This is a genomic window from Pseudoteredinibacter isoporae (assembly GCF_011602085.1).
GTDB classification, from domain to species: Bacteria; Pseudomonadota; Gammaproteobacteria; order Pseudomonadales; family Cellvibrionaceae; genus Pseudoteredinibacter; species Pseudoteredinibacter isoporae.
Window position 1 is genome coordinate 108,358 of sequence record NZ_JAAONY010000003.1, and the last position, 18,535, is coordinate 126,892.

Consider the following 18,535-nt stretch of genomic DNA (forward strand, 5'->3'; position numbering starts at 1 on the left):
TTGCCTCAATCCGGCAACCCAGGCCGCGTAAACCCACTGTGACAGCAGTTATAGGACAGACAATGATTACTTTACATACCAATTTTGGTGATATCAGCATCGAGCTGGATTTTGAAAATGCCCCAAACACCGCCGCGAACTTCAAGCAATATGCAGAAGACGGCTTCTATGAAGGCACCCTGTTCCATCGGGTGATCGACGGCTTTATGGTGCAAGGTGGCGGCATGAGCGCCGACATGCAGGACAAGATGGAAGGCCGCCGCGCTCCGATTGAAAACGAAGCTGATAACGGCTTGAACAACGATACCGGCACTGTCGCTATGGCACGCACTATGGACCCACACAGCGCCACCTGCCAGTTTTTTATTAACGTTGCTGACAATGGCTTCCTGAATCACACTGCCAAGAACAGCCAGGGCTGGGGCTACTGCGTGTTCGGCAAAGTGATTGAAGGCATGGATGTGGTGAACAGCATTAAGGGCGTAGCGACCGGCAATATGATGGGTCACTCCGATGTCCCTAAAGACAGCATCATCATTGAAAAAGTCAGCATCAGCGAATAATCATAAGATCTAACGAGTCGCCAGCGCCATGAGTGTATTGTTTATTTCCGATCTGCATTTGGACGAAAGTCGCCCGGAAGTTACTGAAGCGTTCTTTCAGTTTCTTCAGGAGCGAGCGCCCAAAGCTGAGGCCCTCTATATTCTTGGGGACTTTTTTGAAGTGTGGATTGGTGATGATGACGATGCCCCTCTGGCCCTGGAGGTTCAACAACGACTGAAACAGCTCAGCCAGAACGGAACGACGCTGTATATCATGCATGGCAATCGTGACTTCCTGTATGGCGACCAGTTCTGCGAAAACAGTGGCGCCACTCTGCTAGCCGACCCTACGCTGATTAATGTTGCTGGCAAACCCTGCTTGTTGATGCACGGTGACAGTTTGTGCACCGATGACGCGGAATATATGGCGTTTCGCCAACAGGCCCGCAATCCAGCCTGGCAGGCACAGCTGCTTTCCCAACCTCTGGAAGCCAGACGCCAACTGGCAATGCAATTGCGCCAACAAAGCAAATCCATGAGCGCCATGAAAGCCGACGACATTATGGATGTCAACGCCGAAGCCGTTGCCAACATCATGGAAAGCCAGCAGGCTGAAATTCTGATCCATGGCCACACTCACCGGCCAGCCCAACACGCTCTGGGCAATGACAAAGAACGCTGGGTGCTCGGTGACTGGCATGACAAAGGCTGGTGTATCGAAGCCGACGAACACAGCATTCGCCTTGAGTCCTGGTCTATTGCTTAATCATTTCCAGAGATTTGATTAAGCAACTCTATACTGACGACAAATTTTCACAGCACTGTCTGTTCTCGCACTGTCACATCCGCTAATCTTTAGTTTAAATACGATTAACAAAAAAGTGTTTAGCGGGTGCCGATGTGGAAAGTTTTGTCTTCAATACAACCAAGTCTCTGATCAATCAACCTGGTGCGATTGTCCAGCTGGCCGATATTTGCAGACAGCAAGGCATCAGCAAGCCAATCATTATCACCGACCAGGGCATTGTCGCCTGCGGCCTGCTGGAAAAACTGGAAGCGGTACTCCACAAAGAGGACCTGCCCTACGCCTGCTTTTCTGACATTGTTGCCGACCCACCGGAACAGATCATTTACGAAGCACTCGACGTTGCCCGCGCACAAGATGCCGATGGCGTGATTGGTTTTGGTGGGGGCAGCTCTCTGGACAGCGCCAAGCTGATTGCCCTGATGCTGGCCTCGGGCGAAAAACTGGAAGACATTTACGGCATCGAACAGGCTAAAGGTCCGCGTCTGCCCCTGCTGCTAATCCCCACCACGGCAGGTACTGGCTCTGAAGCAACCGCAGTAGCGATTGTCACCACGGGCGAAACCACCAAGATGGGCGTTGTCACACCACTGCTATTACCTGACGTGGCCATTCTGGATGCCGAACTGACTCTCGGCCTTCCGCCTCATATCACAGCCGCCACAGGCGTTGACGCCATGGTGCATGCCATTGAAGCCTTTACCAGCATGCACAAAAAAAATCGCTATTCCGATATTCTTGCCAAAGAAGCCCTGGGTTTGCTGGCCGAGAATATTTTAGCGGCCTGCCAGAACGGACAGAATCTGGAAGCCAGACAGGCCATGCTGCTGGGTGCCTTTCTTGCTGGACAAGCATTTGCAAATTCTCCTGTCGCCGCGGTACATGCTCTGGCCTACCCCCTTGGCGGACATTTTCATATTCCCCACGGCCTCAGCAATTCACTGGTGCTTCCACATGTTATGCGTTTCAACAACAGCCATTGTCATGAACTGTATGCCGAACTGGCACCCATCATCATGGGCGACGATTATATTGCACACGAAGACAGTAAAGCCGTAAGCACCGAATTGATCAAATACATTGAATTGCTGATTGGCAACTTGAAGCTCTGCACACACCTGCGGGATCTGAAAATCAAGGAAAGTGATCTGGCGATGCTCGCCAAAGATGCCATGTTGCAAACACGCTTACTGCAAAACAATCCGAGAAACGTCAGCGAACAAGACGCTTTGGCTATTTACAAAGCCGCTTGGTAATTTGGGCTCGCAAGACAGAAAAGTACGTCGCCGAGGCTCGGCGGCGAAACTTACAACTTAAAGAACTGTTCGATTTTATCCCGTTCCCACATGGCATCCTGATGCCCCAAGTCCATCAACTCCTGACAGTACTCCGGACAAAACAACAGATAACTCGCCGCGGCTGAACCACCACCACTGGCGGTTGCACCGGTTGAACGGAAAAACATTTTTAAAGACGGCGGTAAATAGCGAACCTTACGACCGGCAATTTTATCCAGGGCCTTGGAAGGCGAAATCACCAAACTTTCAATAGGGCGCAAACGTTTTTCAGCCTGGCGTTCTTCCTCACTCATTTTAAGCAGCAATTCGTTCACGCGCTCCAAATGTTCGATATCGCCTTCGAGACTATCAATAAAGGCGCTGTTAAACATATGGCCAATAATCTGCGCAATGGAAGGCGAGTGACGAATCGGTTGCGGCTTGCGATTCCACTGTTTGGTATTGCGATTACCACTCACCCCGATAATAAACACTCGATCAGCGCCCAAATGAAGCGCTGGGCTGATTGGCGCCAGCTGACGCATCGCACCATCGCCAAAATACTGTTCACCGAGTTTTACGGTGGGGAAAATAGTCGGGATGGCCGATGAGGCCATCAGATGATCAACATTGATGTCAGTGCGACGCCCTACCCGACGATGACGGCGCCACTCTCGAATGTTGGGATGCTCAGCTTTGGTTTGATAAAAACTGACAGACTCACCCGTTGAGTAACCCATTGCGGTAATCGCCAGCGCTTCCAAGGAGCCATTGTTAAGCATGTCAGGAATTTGTTGAAACTGAATAGCCTTGGACAGAAAATCCCGCAATGGCGAATTGTCCAAAAGTGATACCGGCTTACTGACACCGACACCGCGATTGAACAAGGACCCCATCAAACTGAGGCCACCTTTGCTGACATCCCATAAACCGGATTTAAAAACATGGTCGGCGGTCAGGTTGCCCCAGAAGTTTTCCAGGTTATCGACCGCAAAGGAAAAATTATCACAACGCGAAGCGAGACTGACAGCATTAATCGCGCCGGCGGAAGTTCCGCAAATAACGGGAAAGGGATTTTGCTCGGTAGGAACGATTTCCTTAAGTGCTTTAAGCACTCCGATCTGGTAAGCAGCCCGCGCGCCACCACCAGAAAGAATCAAAGCATTTTTCATAGCTTACTGCTGAGCTTCCACCTTTAACGTCATGCCATCTACGGCAACCACTTTGACTTTGGTATTGGCCGGATAATCTTCTTCGGCCTCAATGACCCATAGAGAGTCACCAATTTGCACACGCCCTTTATTGGCACTCATATCTTCGAGCACCAGCGCCTCTTTGCCCAACAATCTCGCTTCAACACTGTTCAACAAAGGCTGGTCAGTGGCCTCATTGATGTGTCGAAAGCGCGCCCAGTACAGCCAGGTTGCGGCTACCGACAGCACCGCAAAACACAGCAACTGAGCTTGCCAGCTCATGCCGCCCAGTACAGCGGCAATCAAGGCGGTCAGCAAAGCGCCAACACCAATGCCCAGTAGAAAGCCTGCGGCCCCGAGCATCTCCAGAATAAGCAGCACGACCCCTAGAATCAGCCAGTGCCACGCATTCATTTCACTAAAAAACTCCATGCTAACAACCTTAGCTCTGTTTTGCTGATTTAACCAGTTCGTGGATACCCTCAATTGAACCAATCACACTGGAAGCTTCCAAAGGCATCAACACCACCTTGCTGTTGTCAGCAGACGCAATCTGGCCAAGAGCATCAACGTATTTCTGAGCCACAAAGTAGTTAATTGCCTGCGAATTACCCTTCGCGATGGCCTCACTCACCATAAATGTGGCCTTGGCCTCCGCCTGCGCTTCACGCTCACGGGCTTCCGCTTCCAGGAAGGCGGATTCACGCTCACCTTCAGCTCGAAGAATCTGGGATCTTTTCTCACCCTCAGCAACTTTAATCGCCGATTCACGCTCACCTTCGGCCAACAAAATCTGAGCACGCTTTTCGCGCTCGGCTTTCATCTGGTTTGCCATTGCATCGACCAGATCACGCGGCGGTGTAATGTCTTTAATCTCGATACGGGTTACTTTAATCCCCCAGGGGTTAGTCGCTTCATCAACCTTGGTCAGCAGCGCATTATTAATCTGATCACGGTTCGACAACATGGCGTCCAGCTCCATAGAGCCCAATACGGCACGAATATTTGTCATCACCAGATTCTGCATGGCGCGTTCAAGATTGTTGACCTCGTAGGAGGCTTTGACCGAATCCACGACCTGGTAAAAGCACACCGCATCGGTCGTTACCATAGCGTTGTCCGCACTGATCACTTCCTGAGGCTGGATATCCAATACCTGCTCCATCACGATTTGGCGATGGCCGATAGAATCAATAAAGGGAACGATCATTTGCAAGCCTGGGCGCAGCAAGCGTGTGTATTTTCCGAAACGCTCAACGGTCCACTCTTCACCCTGTGGAACACTTTTTACAGCTTTGAGAATTACGATGATCGCCAGAACGGCAACCACTACCACGGTAATATTGACATCGACCATAGATACCCCCAATAAAAGGTCTGTTAACGTGCGCTACGCTAACAGATTGCCTGCCCGCTTAAAAGCTGAGAATGGATCTCGGGGGATTTATTTAAACCCTATAGAAAGACAGGGAAGAAGCTGCGCGAAGAAAGAAGGCCGCTTGCCATCGCTTGGGCGAGCAGCCTTTGAATGATTAATAAGCAACCGTTGCCGCATCCGGGCGACGGGTATCCGAAGCGCCGTACATATACCCTTTCAAGGTCGCAATCGACTGAGTGCTACCCATCGTGCGGGAATATTTCACATCGTGGCCCATCTTTTTCAGGATATCGACCGTATCTTTACTGACGCCCGGCTCAACAAAGACCTTATCGGGAAACCATTGATGATGCATGCGAGGCACAGAAGTCGCTTCTGCAATGTTCATCTCGAAATCGATGGTATTCAGAACAATCTGCAGAACAATGGTAATAATAGTGCTGCCGCCCGGGCTGCCGGTCGCCAAAACAGGATAACCATCTTTAATCACCAGCGTTGGAGTCATGGAGCTTAATGGACGTTTACGAGGTTCAATCGCATTAGCCTCACTGCCCAGCAAACCATAGGCATTGGGCTCACCGGGCTTCGCTGAAAAATCATCCATTTCATTGTTCAATAGAATACCTGTGCCATCGACCACAATACCGGAACCATAGCTGTAGTTAATGGTATAGGTATTAGACACAATGTTGCCCCAGCGATCCGCAACCGAGTAGTGAGTGGTGTCATTGCTCTCTTTGCCAAACAGCTTACTGGGCGCCACGTCTTCAGATGCTGTGGCCTTCTCTGGATTAATTTGATCGCGCAGTGTTTTCGCGTATTTTTTATCGGTTAACTGGGCAACCGGCACACGATAAAAGTCCGGGTCGCCCAAGTGCTGACTGCGATCGGCGTAGGCGCGACGCATAGTTTCCGTCAAGGTATGCAGGTACTGGGCACTGTTGTGGCCCATCAGCTTCAGATCGTAACCCTCCAACACGTTCAGCATCTGAATCAAATGTACACCACCGGAACTGGGCGGCGGCATGGAGACCACCTCGTAGCCTCGGTAGTTGCCCTTCACTGCTTCGCGCTCCATAACTTTGTAACCCTTGAAGTCTTCGAGCGTGAACAGACCGTTATACTTGTTGGAAGCTGCGACAAATTTCTCGGCAATGGACCCCCCGTAAAACGCGGATTTACCGTGCTTGCTGATCTCAGAGAGTGACCAGGCCAGGTCTTTCTGAATCAAGCGATCACCGGCCTGGAGATTTGTCCCATCCGCTTTATAGAAAATCGCTTTGGTCGCCGGATAGCGAGTCATACGCTTGCGCTTAACCACCAAATCATTGGCCAGACCAGGAGTGACGATAAAACCTTCTTTCGCCAGTTTGATCGCGGGTGCGATTACCTGTTCCAGCTTCATGGTGCCGTATTTATCGAGCGCGTGAATCATGCCCGCAACCGTACCCGGCACACCGCCCGCGCGATAGGTATAACCCGCCATATCGCGATCAAAGTTACCGTCCTTGTCCAAAAACATATCGGTATAGGCTTTGATGGGTGCCATTTCGCGATAGTCCAAAGCGACAACTTTGTCCTTTTCTTTCAGGTAGATCATCATAAACCCACCGCCACCAATATTACCGGCTTTGGGTAAAGTCACCGCCATGGCAAAACCCGTCGCCACTGCTGCATCGACGGCATTACCGCCCTGCTTCAATATATCCAGGCCGACCTGAGATGCCAGAGCTTCCTGACTGGCGACCATACCGTGTTGGCCAATAACCGGATGGAAGCGGCTGTCATAACTGATAATGGCCGACTCCTGAGCGTTGACCGCAGAAGCAAGAGTCAATAAGACCGTCAAGACGGCACTCAGGCTAAAGCGCCAGGCAGATGGCGAGAATCGAGAAAAAAACATAGTGTGTCCTATTATTGATTGCGGCCCAGATGATGACATAGAAACGCCCGTGGGCCTAGCCTCTGGGCCAGTCCCACGAACCGTGAAAATGCCGCGTGAGTGATACCGTTTCAGGCAGTTTCCTGTTCAGGCAACTTCCTGGGGCAAGAGAAACCAGCGCAGGTTTTCAGCCTGAGCCTGCAGTTCAAGATCAAAACGCTGCCAAGCCGGATTCGGTGAGCGCAACTTTTCTTCAGCCTCCCGCAAACACTGCTGATATAGCGCTTGCGGATCCGTTTCAGAAGCAACACCGTGTTCAAAGGAATCTTTCCGGGCCAACCAGTTTCCGATTGCTGACGATAAATTTGCAGAATCGCCAAATCGCTCCCCCTGAAAACACCAGACACCGGGCTTTTCCTGATACTGGTAATACGGCAAAAAAGCGGCACCGTGTTCTGCTAACAATTCGATGGCCGACAAAATATAATCAACCGTGCTGTGCTCCAAAAAGTAGTTCAAGTTGAAACGGATCCAACCGGGACGCAGTAACATGGCACCACGATTCATTTCATCCTCAATCGCCCTGCTCTGATCTTGACTGAGCCCCAATAAATAATGCCCATACGGGCCAGCGCAGGAACAGCCTCCACGCGCCTGAATACCAAACAAATCATTCAGCAACGCCACCACAAAGCTGTAATGCAAGTGCTTTTGCCCATGTTTTATACGAAATGAAATAATGGACAAACGCTCAGCCTCAGTATCACCCATGATTTCAATATTAGGGTGTTTTTGTAACCGTTCTATCGCTTCGCGTGTGTGTGCACGCTCGAGTTTTTCGATGGTATCAGTGCCCACCGCCTGTTGAAGCGCAAAGACCAAACCGGCACGAATGGATTCAACAATTCCAGGAGTGCCACCCTCTTCTCTTCGTTCCACATCACTAAGATAAGTGTGCTCTGTCGGCGTTACAAATGACACAGTGCCACCACCGGGCACTGCGGGAATATCGTTATCCAGCATGGCTTGATTGACCATCAAAATACCCGGCGTACCTGGACCACCAATAAATTTATGTGTGGAAATAAAGACCGCGTCCAGCTGCAGGGCCTGCATATCGATGCCCACATAAGGCGCCGCCGCGGCGTAATCCCAACACGACCAGAAGCCATACTGTTTCAAAAGTGCCGAAATTTTTCCTACAGGCGAACGCAACCCGGTCACATTCGAGGCCGCCGAGAAACTGCCTATTTTTAAATTGCGGTGCTGATAGGTTTGAAGCTTTCCCTCCAACACCTCAAGATCAATCTGCCCGCACTCATCCAAGGGAATGCAAACCACCTCCGCTGCGGATTCTCTCCAGGGCAACTCATTTGAATGGTGCTCATAGGGCCCAATAAAGACCACCGGGCGCTCATCACCAGCTTGGTGGGTATTTACAGCATGGCCATGCTGTTTGAGTTCGAGCATTGTGATCAGCTTGTCAATTGCCGCGGTGGCACCACTGCCACAAAAGATCAGGCGATGCCGCTCACTGGCATTCAAGGCCTGGCGAATCGTCTGGCGAGCCTGCTCTCTCAACTCTGTTGTGTGACGGCCAGTATACGAAGTTTCCGTATGAGTATTAGCGTAATACGGCAATACCTGTTGCTGAACAAAGCGCTCGATAAAGCCCAGGCTTCGGCCTGATGCCGTGTAATCGGCGTAAACCAGAGGCTTCTCTCCAAAAGGCGTATTCACAACGCTGTGCTCACCGATGATTTCGTCTCGTATTCGGGCCAACTGCGGTGATGTGGGTTGCTGCGCCATGATAGGCCTCCGATCTCAGAGCTGCTAAGGATTTAAGGGAAGGTGTATTTTAAAGTAGCTCTCATGAAACATTGTTACGTTATCACCTCAAATTTGCCCAGATTCGCAACAACGTTTACCATAAACAAAGCAATAGAGAATATTTTCCCATAACCACGAAGAAATCATGGACAAAATTGATAAACAGCTTTTGGAAGCTCTCCAAAAGGATGCCTCGCGCTCAATTGGCACCATTGCTGAAGACGTTGGCATTTCAAAAACCGCGGCCTGGCGCCGCATCAAGAAGTTAATTTCCGATGGCGTGATCAAAAGCCAGGTCGCCTTGCTGGATGCCGAAAAGCTGGGATTGCCGCTGACGGCTTACATCGCACTGCGAACCAGCCAGCACAACGCCGAATGGTTCAACCGTTTCAAGGATGTACTGAACACCATTCCTGAGGTGCTCGAGGCTTATCGAATGAGTGGTGATCTCGACTATTTGGTGAAGGCTCAGGTCAGTGATATGGCCGGTTATGATCGCTTGTACAAACAGTTAATCAAAGCTGAATTGAATGACGTGAGTTGCAGCTTCGTAATGGAAACCCTGAAACACACCACGCGCCTGCCGATTCCCTGAGTACAAAAAACGGGCGATTCGATTGTCCGTTCAATTTGCCTCTTTCGCCCGACTTCCCCCGTCTAAGAGCATGTTATAATTTATCGCTTTCGCTCCAGGGTTCAAAAAATAAACTATGCCTTTGTTTCACCGTCTTCGCCGAATCATTTTCAAATACTTTATGGACCTTGGCTGGCGCAGTATTTTGGTGATCACCGCCACCTACATCAGCAGTGTGTGGCTGATGCTTTACGCTGCAAAGGAAACCCAGCTGCTTCCGGCTGGTGAATTTTTTTATTGGTTATTAGTCACCGCATCAACCGTTGGCTATGGCGATCTTTCGCCCATCACACCAAATGGCAAATTAATTACCGCGTTTTATGTGATTCCCCTTGGTCTTGGCTTGTTTGGCCTGGCTATTGGGCGTATCGCTGCATTTATGTCCTATCAATGGAGAAAGTCCGTGCAAGGTTTGAAACCAGTGAATTGTAAAGATCATATTTTATTGGTGGGCTGGAACGAAAGCCGAACCCTTGAGCTGATTAAACTGCTGCTTCGCGAGATGGAACACCAGGCTGAAAAACGTAAAATCGTTTTGTGCGTCAAGGTCGATATCGAAAACCCGATGCCTGAACAAATTGCTTTTGTGAAAGTCAGCAGCCACAGTAAAGATGAAGAAATGGATCGTGCATCCGTCAGTGAAGCAGCCAGCATAATTATCGATAACAGTGACGATGATGCCACTATGACGGCAGCCCTCTATTGCACTGGTAGAAATCCGGATGCTCACACCATCGCCTATTTTAATCAGGAAAAACTCGGTCAGTTATTGAAAAAACACTGCCCGAATGTCGAGTGCATGCCCTCGGTTGCCATTGAAATGATCGCAAAATCCACAATGGACCCAGGCTCCAGCGCCCTGCACCATGAACTTTTGGATGTCGATCAAGGCATGACACAATATTCAATTCTTTACGATGGCGATGAAACAATTTCCATCGGCGATGTATTTCCCTTTATGAAAAGCCGCTATGAAGCCACCTTAATCGGCATCAAACATGGCGACGATGAAGAGCTGAACATCAACCCCTGCCTAAGTGAAGAAATTGCGCCAGGCGATCGTATTTTTTATATCGCCGATGAGCGCATAGCCAGCATCCATTGGCAATCGCTAAACACGCAATAAGCGATAGACTCTCACTAACACTTACTTTTGATTTTTATCTGGACAAGACACTATGGACGCAATTCTGGAATCACTCACCGGCTTGAGCAGCTTTTTGGTTTACTTTGGTTTTTCCATGGCCCTGTTTCTGGTCTTCAAAATTCTCTATACCCTGATCACTCCCCACGATGAATGGCAACTCGTCAAAGAACAGCAAAACATCAGCGCGGCCTTGGGACTTGGTGGTGCATTGATTGGTTTTGCCATTGCTCTTGCCGGCGCCGCCAGCAACTCGGTATCCATTCTGGACTACGCGATTTGGGCCGTCATTGCCCTACTCGCCCAGTTATTGGCTTTTGCCCTGGTACGTTATGCACTGATGCCCAAACTGGTCGAACGCATTGAAAACGATGAAATCTCCGCAGGCATCATTCTCGCATCCATGTCGATTGCCGTTGGCATGATCAACGCCGCCTGCATGAGTTACTAGGGCCTGCTAAAGCGAAGGAGATTGTCGTGAAACGAAGCAAACAGATTAATTTATCGCGAATGCGGAAAAGCTGGCAATATCGCAGCAAGATTCTGCCCTCACTCGCGGTGTTGGCAACCGGCGGCAGCTTGAGCGGCTGCGGCGGCGAAGACGTGGAAGTCTTTTCAACATTGGGCGATTGTGAAAATCGCTATCCTCTGCGGAGCCAGGAATGTCGCTATGCCTATGATCGGGCACTCGCACAGGCCAATAACTTTGGCCCACGCTACCTTAAGGAAGCCGATTGCGAATTCGACTTCGGTCAAGGCGAATGCCGCGAACAGTCGTCAGACAATCGAGTCTGGTTTATGCCTTATATGTCCGGCTTTGCCATGCACGATGACGATTATCGTCGCAGCACGTCTCTGTTCAGCTCGAAAAGACGCAGCTCACCGTTATATAAAAAATGGGTTTCATCCCAGGGTAACATTCTTGGCAAACAACGCTTTGGCGCACAAAGCCTGAGCAGCCATGCATTTACTCACAAAAGCGGTTCCCGAAAAATCTTCAGCAAAGGCGGCTTTGGGAAACTGGCCGCCAGCAAGGCTCGCTCTGGCGGCAGCTTTTCACGAGGTGGCTAATGCGTCGTGTCACCATCACTGAACGCCCCGACTGGAAAGAACTTGCGGAAGAATACGGCTTTCACTTTCACACTATGTACGGTGAGCCCTACTGGCAGGAAAGTGCCTACTATGAATTCAGCCTCGAACAGGTTGAAGCCGATCTCGAAGATCCCAGCGAGCAACTGCAAACGCTTTGCCTCGAAGCCGTTGACGAAGTCCTGAACCGGGAATCCTGGCTTCAGCACTTTCAGATTCCCGAACAGTATTGGGATTGGATTAAACACTCCTGGGAACGCAAAGACCCAAGTCTCTATTCACGCTTCGATCTTTGCTACGACGGAAAAAGTGACGCAAAGCTACTGGAAAATAACGCAGACACACCCACCAGCCTCTATGAGAGCGGCTTTTGGCAATGGCTATGGCTGGAACAGCAAATTGAACGCGGCGCCCTGCCCTCTGGTAGCGATCAGTTTAATTCTCTGCAAGACAAGTTGATTGAACGCTTTCATCAAATGCGAAATCAATACGGATTGAATCAACTGGCATTTAGCAGCTGCCTCGACACAGAGGAAGATCGCGCCACAGTTCAATACCTGCAGGATTGCGCCACCGAAGCCGGCATCAAAAACACCTTCTGTTATGTCGAAGAAATCGGCCTCAATGAAGATCAACAATTCTGTGACCATAAAGGAACCGGCTTTCACAACATGTTCAAACTCTACCCATGGGAATTTATGCTAAGGGAAGAATTTGGCCCGCATCTATTACTGGATCAGTGCCAGTGGTTTGAACCGCCCTGGAAAGCCATTTTGTCCAACAAGGCCATTCTGCCCATTCTTTGGAAGATGTTTCCTGGGCACAAACATTTATTACCCGCCTTTTTCAGTGAAAAAGAAGCGGAAGAATCACTGGATGCCTATGTTAAAAAACCGATTTTTTCCCGTGAAGGCGCCAACATCAGCATCATAAAACACGGCCAAGAGATCGCCGCATCCTACGGTCCCTATGGCGAAGAAGGCTTTATTTACCAGGCCTATCAGGAACTGCCCAAGTTTGAGGACAATTACACCTTAATAGGTTCCTGGATCGTAGGTAATCAAGCAGCGGGGATTTCAATTCGTGAAGACAAAGAGCTGATCACCCAGGATCTTTCTCGTTATTTACCGCATGTAATTCGCAACTAGCTTTTAAAGCTGCCGAATCAAACGATAAAGAAGCTTTTGCATAGGTGCTATGGGGGTATCCAATAGCAGAGAGAGTTTGGCAATTGTTTTTTGATAAGGGCTTAGGTTTTGCCCGTGTTGATCGAGCAGCGCTTGGCTCTGGGCACTGACATAGCTCAAATCATAGGACTTGCTGACCCAGGTGTAGAGCTTCCGCAAAAATTGAAGATTAATGGCATGTCCGGATTGCGCTTTTGCCCCCAAGGTATTGCCGCCATGTTGACGATACTGAATCAGGGGCTTGTCCAGAAACTGCACTTTACCAAAACCCTGAGCCAGAACAGCCATCCACCAGTCGTGCATAACTGCGCCTTGGGGAACCGGCAATGCGCATTCCAACAAAGCACGATTAAACATCATGGTGCAACCTGTCACCGAACTGTTAATCAGCGCTCGCCCAAAACGACCATGGCCGGGCTTTAGCCCCTGATACCTGCTCAAGCTCGGGGCAATGGTTTTTAAATTCCTATCAACCACCAACAACTCGGTGTGTATTAACAGAGGCTTTTGTTGATCTTCTTTCGTGCAAGTGGCAATTGCCGATAAAGATTCCAATATTTTATTTTCGAGCCAGACATCATCCTGGTCGCAGAACATAAAATAGTCGGCACTCAGTTTCTGCGCAATAAACTGTTCCATTAAACTGGCAAAACTGGCACAGGGCTTCAGGTTTTCATCACTGCCCTGCAGCCAACGAAAATGCGAAGAATGCTGATCAACATAGGACTGGTAGATTTCTCGGGTATTATCGGATGAGCCATCATCTCGACAATAAACACAAAAATTTTGATGGCTCTGTGCGAGCAGGGAATCCAGTTGCTCAGCAAGGTACTGAGCACCATTATAGGTACTTAAGAAAATTGCAACCGAATGATCTAAGCCGGCATCAGTCATCGGCGAGCGGTCCGCTGTGGAAACGAAACTCTGAATCTTTACTCAACACCAGCTCCTTATCCAATTCTAAAAACAAGGCAATGCGATCATCAATGGACTGATCACCCGCTGCCTTCTTCGCCAAACCGAGATAGTCCTGATAGTGTCGGGCTTCTGACTTTAATAAAGACAAATAGAATTTTTTCAATTCATCATCAAGCTTTGGCGCCAGCTTATTAAATCGCTCACAGGATCGAGCTTCGATAATTGCACCAACGATTAAGGTATCAATCAAACGCTCTGGCTCATGGGTACGAATCGGCTTTCTCAGCTCTGCGGCATAACGCGAGGCCTGTATTTGCGGGTAGTCAATACCGCGGGCTTCCATAATCGCAATCACTTGTTCAAAGTGACGTAATTCTTCACGCGCGAGACGGGACATTTTATTAAGTAGCTCAAAATCAGATACATAGCGGTACATCAGATTCATCGCTGTACCCGCCGCTTTTTTCTCACAGTTAGCATGGTCGATCAACATGAGATCCTGATGCTCAAGGGCCTGTTCAATCCAGGCATCGGGGGTTTCGCACAATAAAAAGTTATGAATTTCTGTAAGGTCAATCATACTGCTTAAATAATTCCGTCAATCACTTTTCCGTCAATCACTTTGTTGGGTCGAGCTGTCAAATTGCATGAACAATTTCAGCCCTCTTGTACCTTGCCCGGCGCGATATAACGGTCGTAGTAGGCACAGGACAAAGCATAATAATCCTGATCTATCGCGTCTTTAATCTCGACCAATGCCTGGTCTCGCCATTCGCCCTGAAGCTCCAGGCCAAATGCTTCCGGAACCACCTGGGATGCACCCGCTTTCAACAGGGAAAACACCCAGCAATGAGGGTCCTGCTGTTCATCAAAGCGAATATTCTGGTGTTCCATTTGGGTTTTCAGACAGTCTGCGTCAATGACCGCCACTTTATTGGCCACCACCTGTTGTAAAAAGCTCTCCAGGCGCTGAGCAATCGTACGTCTCTGCTCTTCGTTGTAGGCATTCCAATCGATCACTTCATGGCTAAAGCGCTTGCAACCTCGGCATACATTGTCCCCCAGGCTCGCAGAGCAAACACCAATACATGGGGTACGAACACGCTTTAACATTCTCAATCGATTCCTGCTGGCTGGATAAAAGCGCGCACCATAACGGAGCGGCTAATAAAAATAAAGCATCAAATAGACCTCCCCTTGAAAGGCTAAAGGCCATGCTGGATTGTACCGCTTTTTTGCGCAGGGTCATGGTGATTTAGGCAATCTATGCACTATGATGTGGGCATTCGGGGAAAACGAACGACAGCCCCCTTAAGTTGGCAATAACAGCACTACAAGAGAGCGAATATGAGCGGAGAGTATCAAGCAGCCGAAACCCTGATCAGCGAGGCTCTGGCTGAGGCCGATGCCAGCGACCACTCCTCAGCGGACGCATTAAGCCAGGCGATTTTGGGAGTATTGCTACAAAAAATGGCCCAAACCCGGGGAATTAATGATCTAAAAAGCTTTATTGAGTTTCAGCTAGAGCACCTTGATACCGAGGAGATTGTCGTGACTCGCGGCTGCTAAGGGCCTTTTTGGACAAGTTTTGACCAGACAACAGGCTTTGCATGGACAACGCCTGCCCGGGCTTCAAGCTCGGGCACGAACCTCGGCAAATTTACCCACACAAAGAATTTTCGTTATTATTTTCAATAACTTAGCCCGCCATTATCGAGCCGATGAATAGCGGGCATAAGCGAGTTTTATCCCGCCCTTTCTTAACAGCAAACCCGCTTTGCGCTAAAATATGCGCCCCAAAATGCCGTACTACATGAGTTTGGTAGTTTTTTTACAGGCAGCCGTAGCCAATACCGCCCAATGTAAAATCCAGAGACTAAACCGGCATTTGTCTGCCCCAGGGTCTAAAATCTGTGGGCTAGCTGAAGGTCTGAGTATCGACCTTCCAAACTAAAATAGAGGATGACAACCGTGCTTGAAGCTTATCGTAAACACGTGGAAGAACGCGCCGCCGAAGGTGTACCACCAAAGCCTTTAAACCCAGAGCAAGTGGCTGGCTTGGTTGAGCTGCTGAAAAACCCACCAGCGGGTGAAGAAGAAACCCTGGTAGACCTGATCACCAACCGTGTACCTCCAGGTGTTGATGAAGCGGCATACGTTAAAGCGGGCTTCCTGTCTGCGGTAGCCAAAGGCGAAGCTTCAAGCCCACTGATCAGTGCCGAGAAAGCCGTTGAGCTACTGGGCATGATGCTGGGTGGATACAACATCTCCACCATGGTTGAACTGCTGGACGACGACAAGCTGAGCGCCCTGGCTGGCGAACAGCTGAAAGGCACCCTGCTGATGTTTGATGCCTTCCACGATGTGGAAGAAAAAGCCAAAGCCGGTAACGAAGTTGCTAAAGGCGTGATGCAGTCCTGGGCCGATGCCGAATGGTTCACCGGCAAGAACAAGGTTCCCGAGAGCATCAAAATGGCCGTATTTAAGGTCACTGGCGAAACCAACACCGATGACCTGTCCCCTGCTCCTGATGCCTGGAGCCGCCCGGACATTCCGGTTCACGCACGCGCCATGTACAAGATGACTCGCGACGGCCTGGAACCTGAAGAGCACGGCGTTACCGGCCCGATGGCTCAGGTTGACGCAATCAAGGCCAAGGGCCTGCCTGTTGCCTTCGTGGGTGACGTTGTGGGTACCGGTTCTTCACGTAAATCGGCGACCAACTCTGTATTGTGGTTCTTCGGTGATGATCTGCCTGGCGTACCAAACAAGCGCGGTGGCGGTGTGTGTATCGGCGGCAAAGTCGCTCCGATTTTCTTCAACACTATGGAAGATGCCGGCGCATTGGTATTTGAAGCGCCCGTAGACGATCTGCACATGGGCGATGTTATCGAAATTCGCCCTTACGACGGCAAGATTCTGTCTGAATCTGGCGATGTATTGTCTGAATTTGAATTCAAATCCGACGTGATTCTGGACGAAGTACAAGCTGGTGGCCGAATCCCACTGATCATCGGTCGCGGCCTGACCGCCAAAGCCCGTGAGTCTCTGGGCCTGCCCGCCTCTGATCTGTTCCGCCAGCCAGAATCCCCAGAAGCCAGTGACAAAGGCTTCTCACTGGGTCAAAAGATGGTAGGTCGCGCCTGCGGTCTGCCAGAAGGTCAAGGCGTACGCCCTGGCACTTACTGCGAGCCGAAGATGACCACCGTTGGCTCCCAGGACACCACTGGCCCAATGACCCGTGACGAACTGAAAGACCTGGCTTGCCTGGGCTTCTCTGCCGACCTGACTATGCAGTCGTTCTGTCACACCGCAGCATACCCCAAGCCTGTTGATATCAGCACCCAGCACACTCTGCCAGACTTCATTATGACTCGCGGCGGTGTTTCCCTACGCCCAGGCGACGGTGTAATCCATTCCTGGCTGAACCGCATGCTGCTGCCTGACACCGTAGGTACCGGTGGTGACTCTCACACCCGCTTCCCAATGGGCATCTCTTTCCCAGCCGGCTCCGGTCTGGTTGCGTTCGCCGCTGCAACCGGTGTAATGCCCCTGGATATGCCTGAATCTGTACTGGTTCGCTTCAAAGGTGAAATGCAGCCAGGTATCACCCTGCGTGATCTGGTACACGCCATCCCTTACTACGCGATTCAGGAAGGCCTGCTGACCGTAGAAAAGAAAGGTAAGAAGAATATCTTCTCTGGCCGCATTCTGGAAATTGAAGGTCTGAAAGGCCTGACCGTAGAACAAGCCTTTGAGCTGTCCGATGCATCCGCTGAGCGCTCCGCTGCTGGCTGTACCATCGAGCTGGAAGAAGATTCCGTTAAAGAATACCTGACCTCTAACATCACTCTGCTGCGCTCAATGATCGCAGATGGTTACGGCGATCCTCGCACACTGGAGCGTCGTGCGCAGAAGATGGAAGAATGGCTGGCAAGCCCAAGCCTGATGAAAGGTGATGCCGATGCTGAGTACGCAGCGGTGATCGAAATTGACCTGGCTGAAGTGAACGAACCTATCGTTTGCTGCCCGAACGACCCAGACGATGCCAAACTGCTGTCTGACGTTGCAGGCGACGAAGTTAACGAAGTCTTCATTGGTTCGTGCATGACCAACATCGGCCATTTCCGCGCCGCAGGTAAATTGCTTGAGCAACATGGTGGCGGCATCTCAACCCGATTGTGGTTGGCACCACCGACCAAGATGGACGAGCACCAGCTGATGGAAGAAGGCTACTATAATGTCTTCGGCCGTGCGGGCGCCCGTATGGAAATGCCAGGCTGCTCTCTGTGTATGGGTAACCAGGCACGTGTTGCTCCAAACAGCACCGTTCTGTCCACCTCGACCCGTAACTTCCCGAACCGCCTGGGTGATGGCGCCAATGTTTACCTGACCTCCGCTGAACTGGCTTCAGTCGGTGCCATTTTGGGTAAACTGCCAACACCTGCCGAATACATGGAGTACGCGAAAAACATCGACGCCATGGCTGACGACATTTATCGTTACCTGAACTTCGATCAGATCGCTGAATTCCAGGCGAAGCACGATGAAGGTAAGAAGATTGCTGCAGTAGAAATTCAGGAAGTCTCTGTATAAGGCTGCCAGTCACTCTACAAAAAACCCCGCCCAGGCGGGGTTTTTTGTGTCAATTTAAAA

The 18,535-nt window shown here is 50.3% G+C and carries 18 protein-coding genes; 10 read left to right on the plus strand and 8 right to left on the minus strand.

Annotated features, from left to right (window positions below; genetic code table 11):
* Window positions 1-62 precede the first annotated feature (62 nt).
* The 3 genes from G8768_RS16810 to G8768_RS16820 all read left to right on the plus strand — a co-directional run bounded on the left by G8768_RS16810 (window position 63) and on the right by G8768_RS16820 (window position 2,603).
* Entirely contained in the window at window positions 63-563 is a 501-nt protein-coding gene (locus tag G8768_RS16810) for a peptidylprolyl isomerase (RefSeq protein WP_166843802.1), read from the plus strand.
* A 28-nt stretch (window positions 564-591) separates the two neighbouring features.
* Window positions 592-1,308, plus strand: coding sequence for a UDP-2,3-diacylglucosamine diphosphatase (locus G8768_RS16815; RefSeq protein WP_166843800.1), 717 nt, complete (start codon window positions 592-594; stop codon window positions 1,306-1,308).
* A 134-nt stretch (window positions 1,309-1,442) separates the two neighbouring features.
* Complete coding sequence (locus G8768_RS16820; protein WP_166843798.1) at window positions 1,443-2,603, plus strand: iron-containing alcohol dehydrogenase; 1,161 nt, start codon at window positions 1,443-1,445, stop codon at window positions 2,601-2,603.
* A gap of 50 nt (window positions 2,604-2,653) precedes the next feature.
* On the opposite strand, the gene G8768_RS16825 is transcribed toward G8768_RS16820, so the two are convergent.
* The 5 genes from G8768_RS16825 to G8768_RS16845 all read right to left on the minus strand — a co-directional run bounded on the left by G8768_RS16825 (window position 2,654) and on the right by G8768_RS16845 (window position 8,886).
* A complete protein-coding gene (locus G8768_RS16825; RefSeq protein WP_166843796.1) occupies window positions 2,654-3,796 on the minus strand; it encodes a patatin-like phospholipase family protein in 1,143 nt (380 codons plus the stop codon).
* Between the two features lie 3 nt (window positions 3,797-3,799).
* On the minus strand, window positions 3,800-4,249 hold the full coding sequence (locus tag G8768_RS16830) for an NfeD family protein (protein ID WP_166843794.1): 450 nt from the start codon (window positions 4,247-4,249) through the stop codon (window positions 3,800-3,802).
* Between the two features lie 10 nt (window positions 4,250-4,259).
* Complete coding sequence (locus G8768_RS16835; RefSeq protein WP_166843792.1) at window positions 4,260-5,174, minus strand: SPFH domain-containing protein; 915 nt, start codon at window positions 5,172-5,174, stop codon at window positions 4,260-4,262.
* A gap of 175 nt (window positions 5,175-5,349) precedes the next feature.
* Window positions 5,350-7,098, minus strand: a complete 1,749-nt coding sequence (ggt, locus tag G8768_RS16840; protein WP_184679393.1) for a gamma-glutamyltransferase — start codon at window positions 7,096-7,098, stop codon at window positions 5,350-5,352.
* A gap of 126 nt (window positions 7,099-7,224) precedes the next feature.
* The gene (locus G8768_RS16845; RefSeq protein ID WP_166843788.1) at window positions 7,225-8,886 is read right to left on the minus strand and encodes an aminotransferase class V-fold PLP-dependent enzyme; all 1,662 of its coding nucleotides are present in this window, start codon (window positions 8,884-8,886) and stop codon (window positions 7,225-7,227) included.
* Window positions 8,887-9,052: 166 nt separating this feature from the next.
* On the opposite strand from G8768_RS16845, the gene G8768_RS16850 reads away from it, so the two are divergent.
* The 5 genes from G8768_RS16850 (at window position 9,053) to G8768_RS16870 (ending at window position 12,922) form a co-directional block, all read left to right on the plus strand.
* Window positions 9,053-9,502 (plus strand): Lrp/AsnC family transcriptional regulator, encoded by a 450-nt coding sequence (locus G8768_RS16850; RefSeq protein WP_166843786.1) that lies wholly within the window; start codon window positions 9,053-9,055, stop codon window positions 9,500-9,502.
* 115 nt (window positions 9,503-9,617) lie between these two features.
* Entirely contained in the window at window positions 9,618-10,667 is a 1,050-nt protein-coding gene (locus tag G8768_RS16855; protein ID WP_184679394.1) for a potassium channel family protein, read from the plus strand.
* A 52-nt stretch (window positions 10,668-10,719) separates the two neighbouring features.
* Window positions 10,720-11,136 carry a DUF350 domain-containing protein gene (locus tag G8768_RS16860; protein WP_166843784.1) on the plus strand — a complete coding sequence of 139 codons (417 nt, stop codon included), beginning with the start codon at window positions 10,720-10,722 and terminating at the stop codon, window positions 11,134-11,136.
* A 26-nt stretch (window positions 11,137-11,162) separates the two neighbouring features.
* Window positions 11,163-11,756 carry a DUF1190 domain-containing protein gene (locus G8768_RS16865; protein ID WP_166843782.1) on the plus strand — a complete coding sequence of 198 codons (594 nt, stop codon included), beginning with the start codon at window positions 11,163-11,165 and terminating at the stop codon, window positions 11,754-11,756.
* Window positions 11,756-12,922, plus strand: coding sequence for a glutathionylspermidine synthase family protein (locus tag G8768_RS16870; protein WP_166843780.1), 1,167 nt, complete (start codon window positions 11,756-11,758; stop codon window positions 12,920-12,922). Before G8768_RS16865 ends, G8768_RS16870 begins: the two co-directional genes overlap by 1 nt.
* Window positions 12,923-12,925: 3 nt before the next feature.
* On the opposite strand, the gene G8768_RS16875 is transcribed toward G8768_RS16870, so the two are convergent.
* From G8768_RS16875 to G8768_RS16885, 3 genes are all read right to left on the minus strand, one after another.
* A complete protein-coding gene (locus G8768_RS16875) occupies window positions 12,926-13,855 on the minus strand; it encodes a glycosyltransferase family 2 protein (protein ID WP_166843778.1) in 930 nt (309 codons plus the stop codon).
* A complete protein-coding gene (locus tag G8768_RS16880; RefSeq protein ID WP_184679395.1) occupies window positions 13,848-14,459 on the minus strand; it encodes a MiaE family protein in 612 nt (203 codons plus the stop codon). The genes G8768_RS16875 and G8768_RS16880 overlap by 8 nt, the downstream gene beginning before the upstream one ends.
* A gap of 77 nt (window positions 14,460-14,536) precedes the next feature.
* A complete protein-coding gene (locus tag G8768_RS16885) occupies window positions 14,537-14,992 on the minus strand; it encodes a DUF1289 domain-containing protein (RefSeq protein ID WP_166843776.1) in 456 nt (151 codons plus the stop codon).
* Between the two features lie 234 nt (window positions 14,993-15,226).
* On the opposite strand from G8768_RS16885, the gene G8768_RS16890 reads away from it, so the two are divergent.
* Window positions 15,227-15,448: a hypothetical protein gene (locus G8768_RS16890; RefSeq protein ID WP_166843773.1), complete on the plus strand. Its 222-nt coding sequence runs from the start codon at window positions 15,227-15,229 to the stop codon at window positions 15,446-15,448.
* Between the two features lie 402 nt (window positions 15,449-15,850).
* Complete coding sequence (gene acnB / locus G8768_RS16895; RefSeq protein ID WP_341801027.1) at window positions 15,851-18,475, plus strand: bifunctional aconitate hydratase 2/2-methylisocitrate dehydratase; 2,625 nt, start codon at window positions 15,851-15,853, stop codon at window positions 18,473-18,475.
* The last annotated feature ends 60 nt before the right edge of the window (window positions 18,476-18,535 follow it).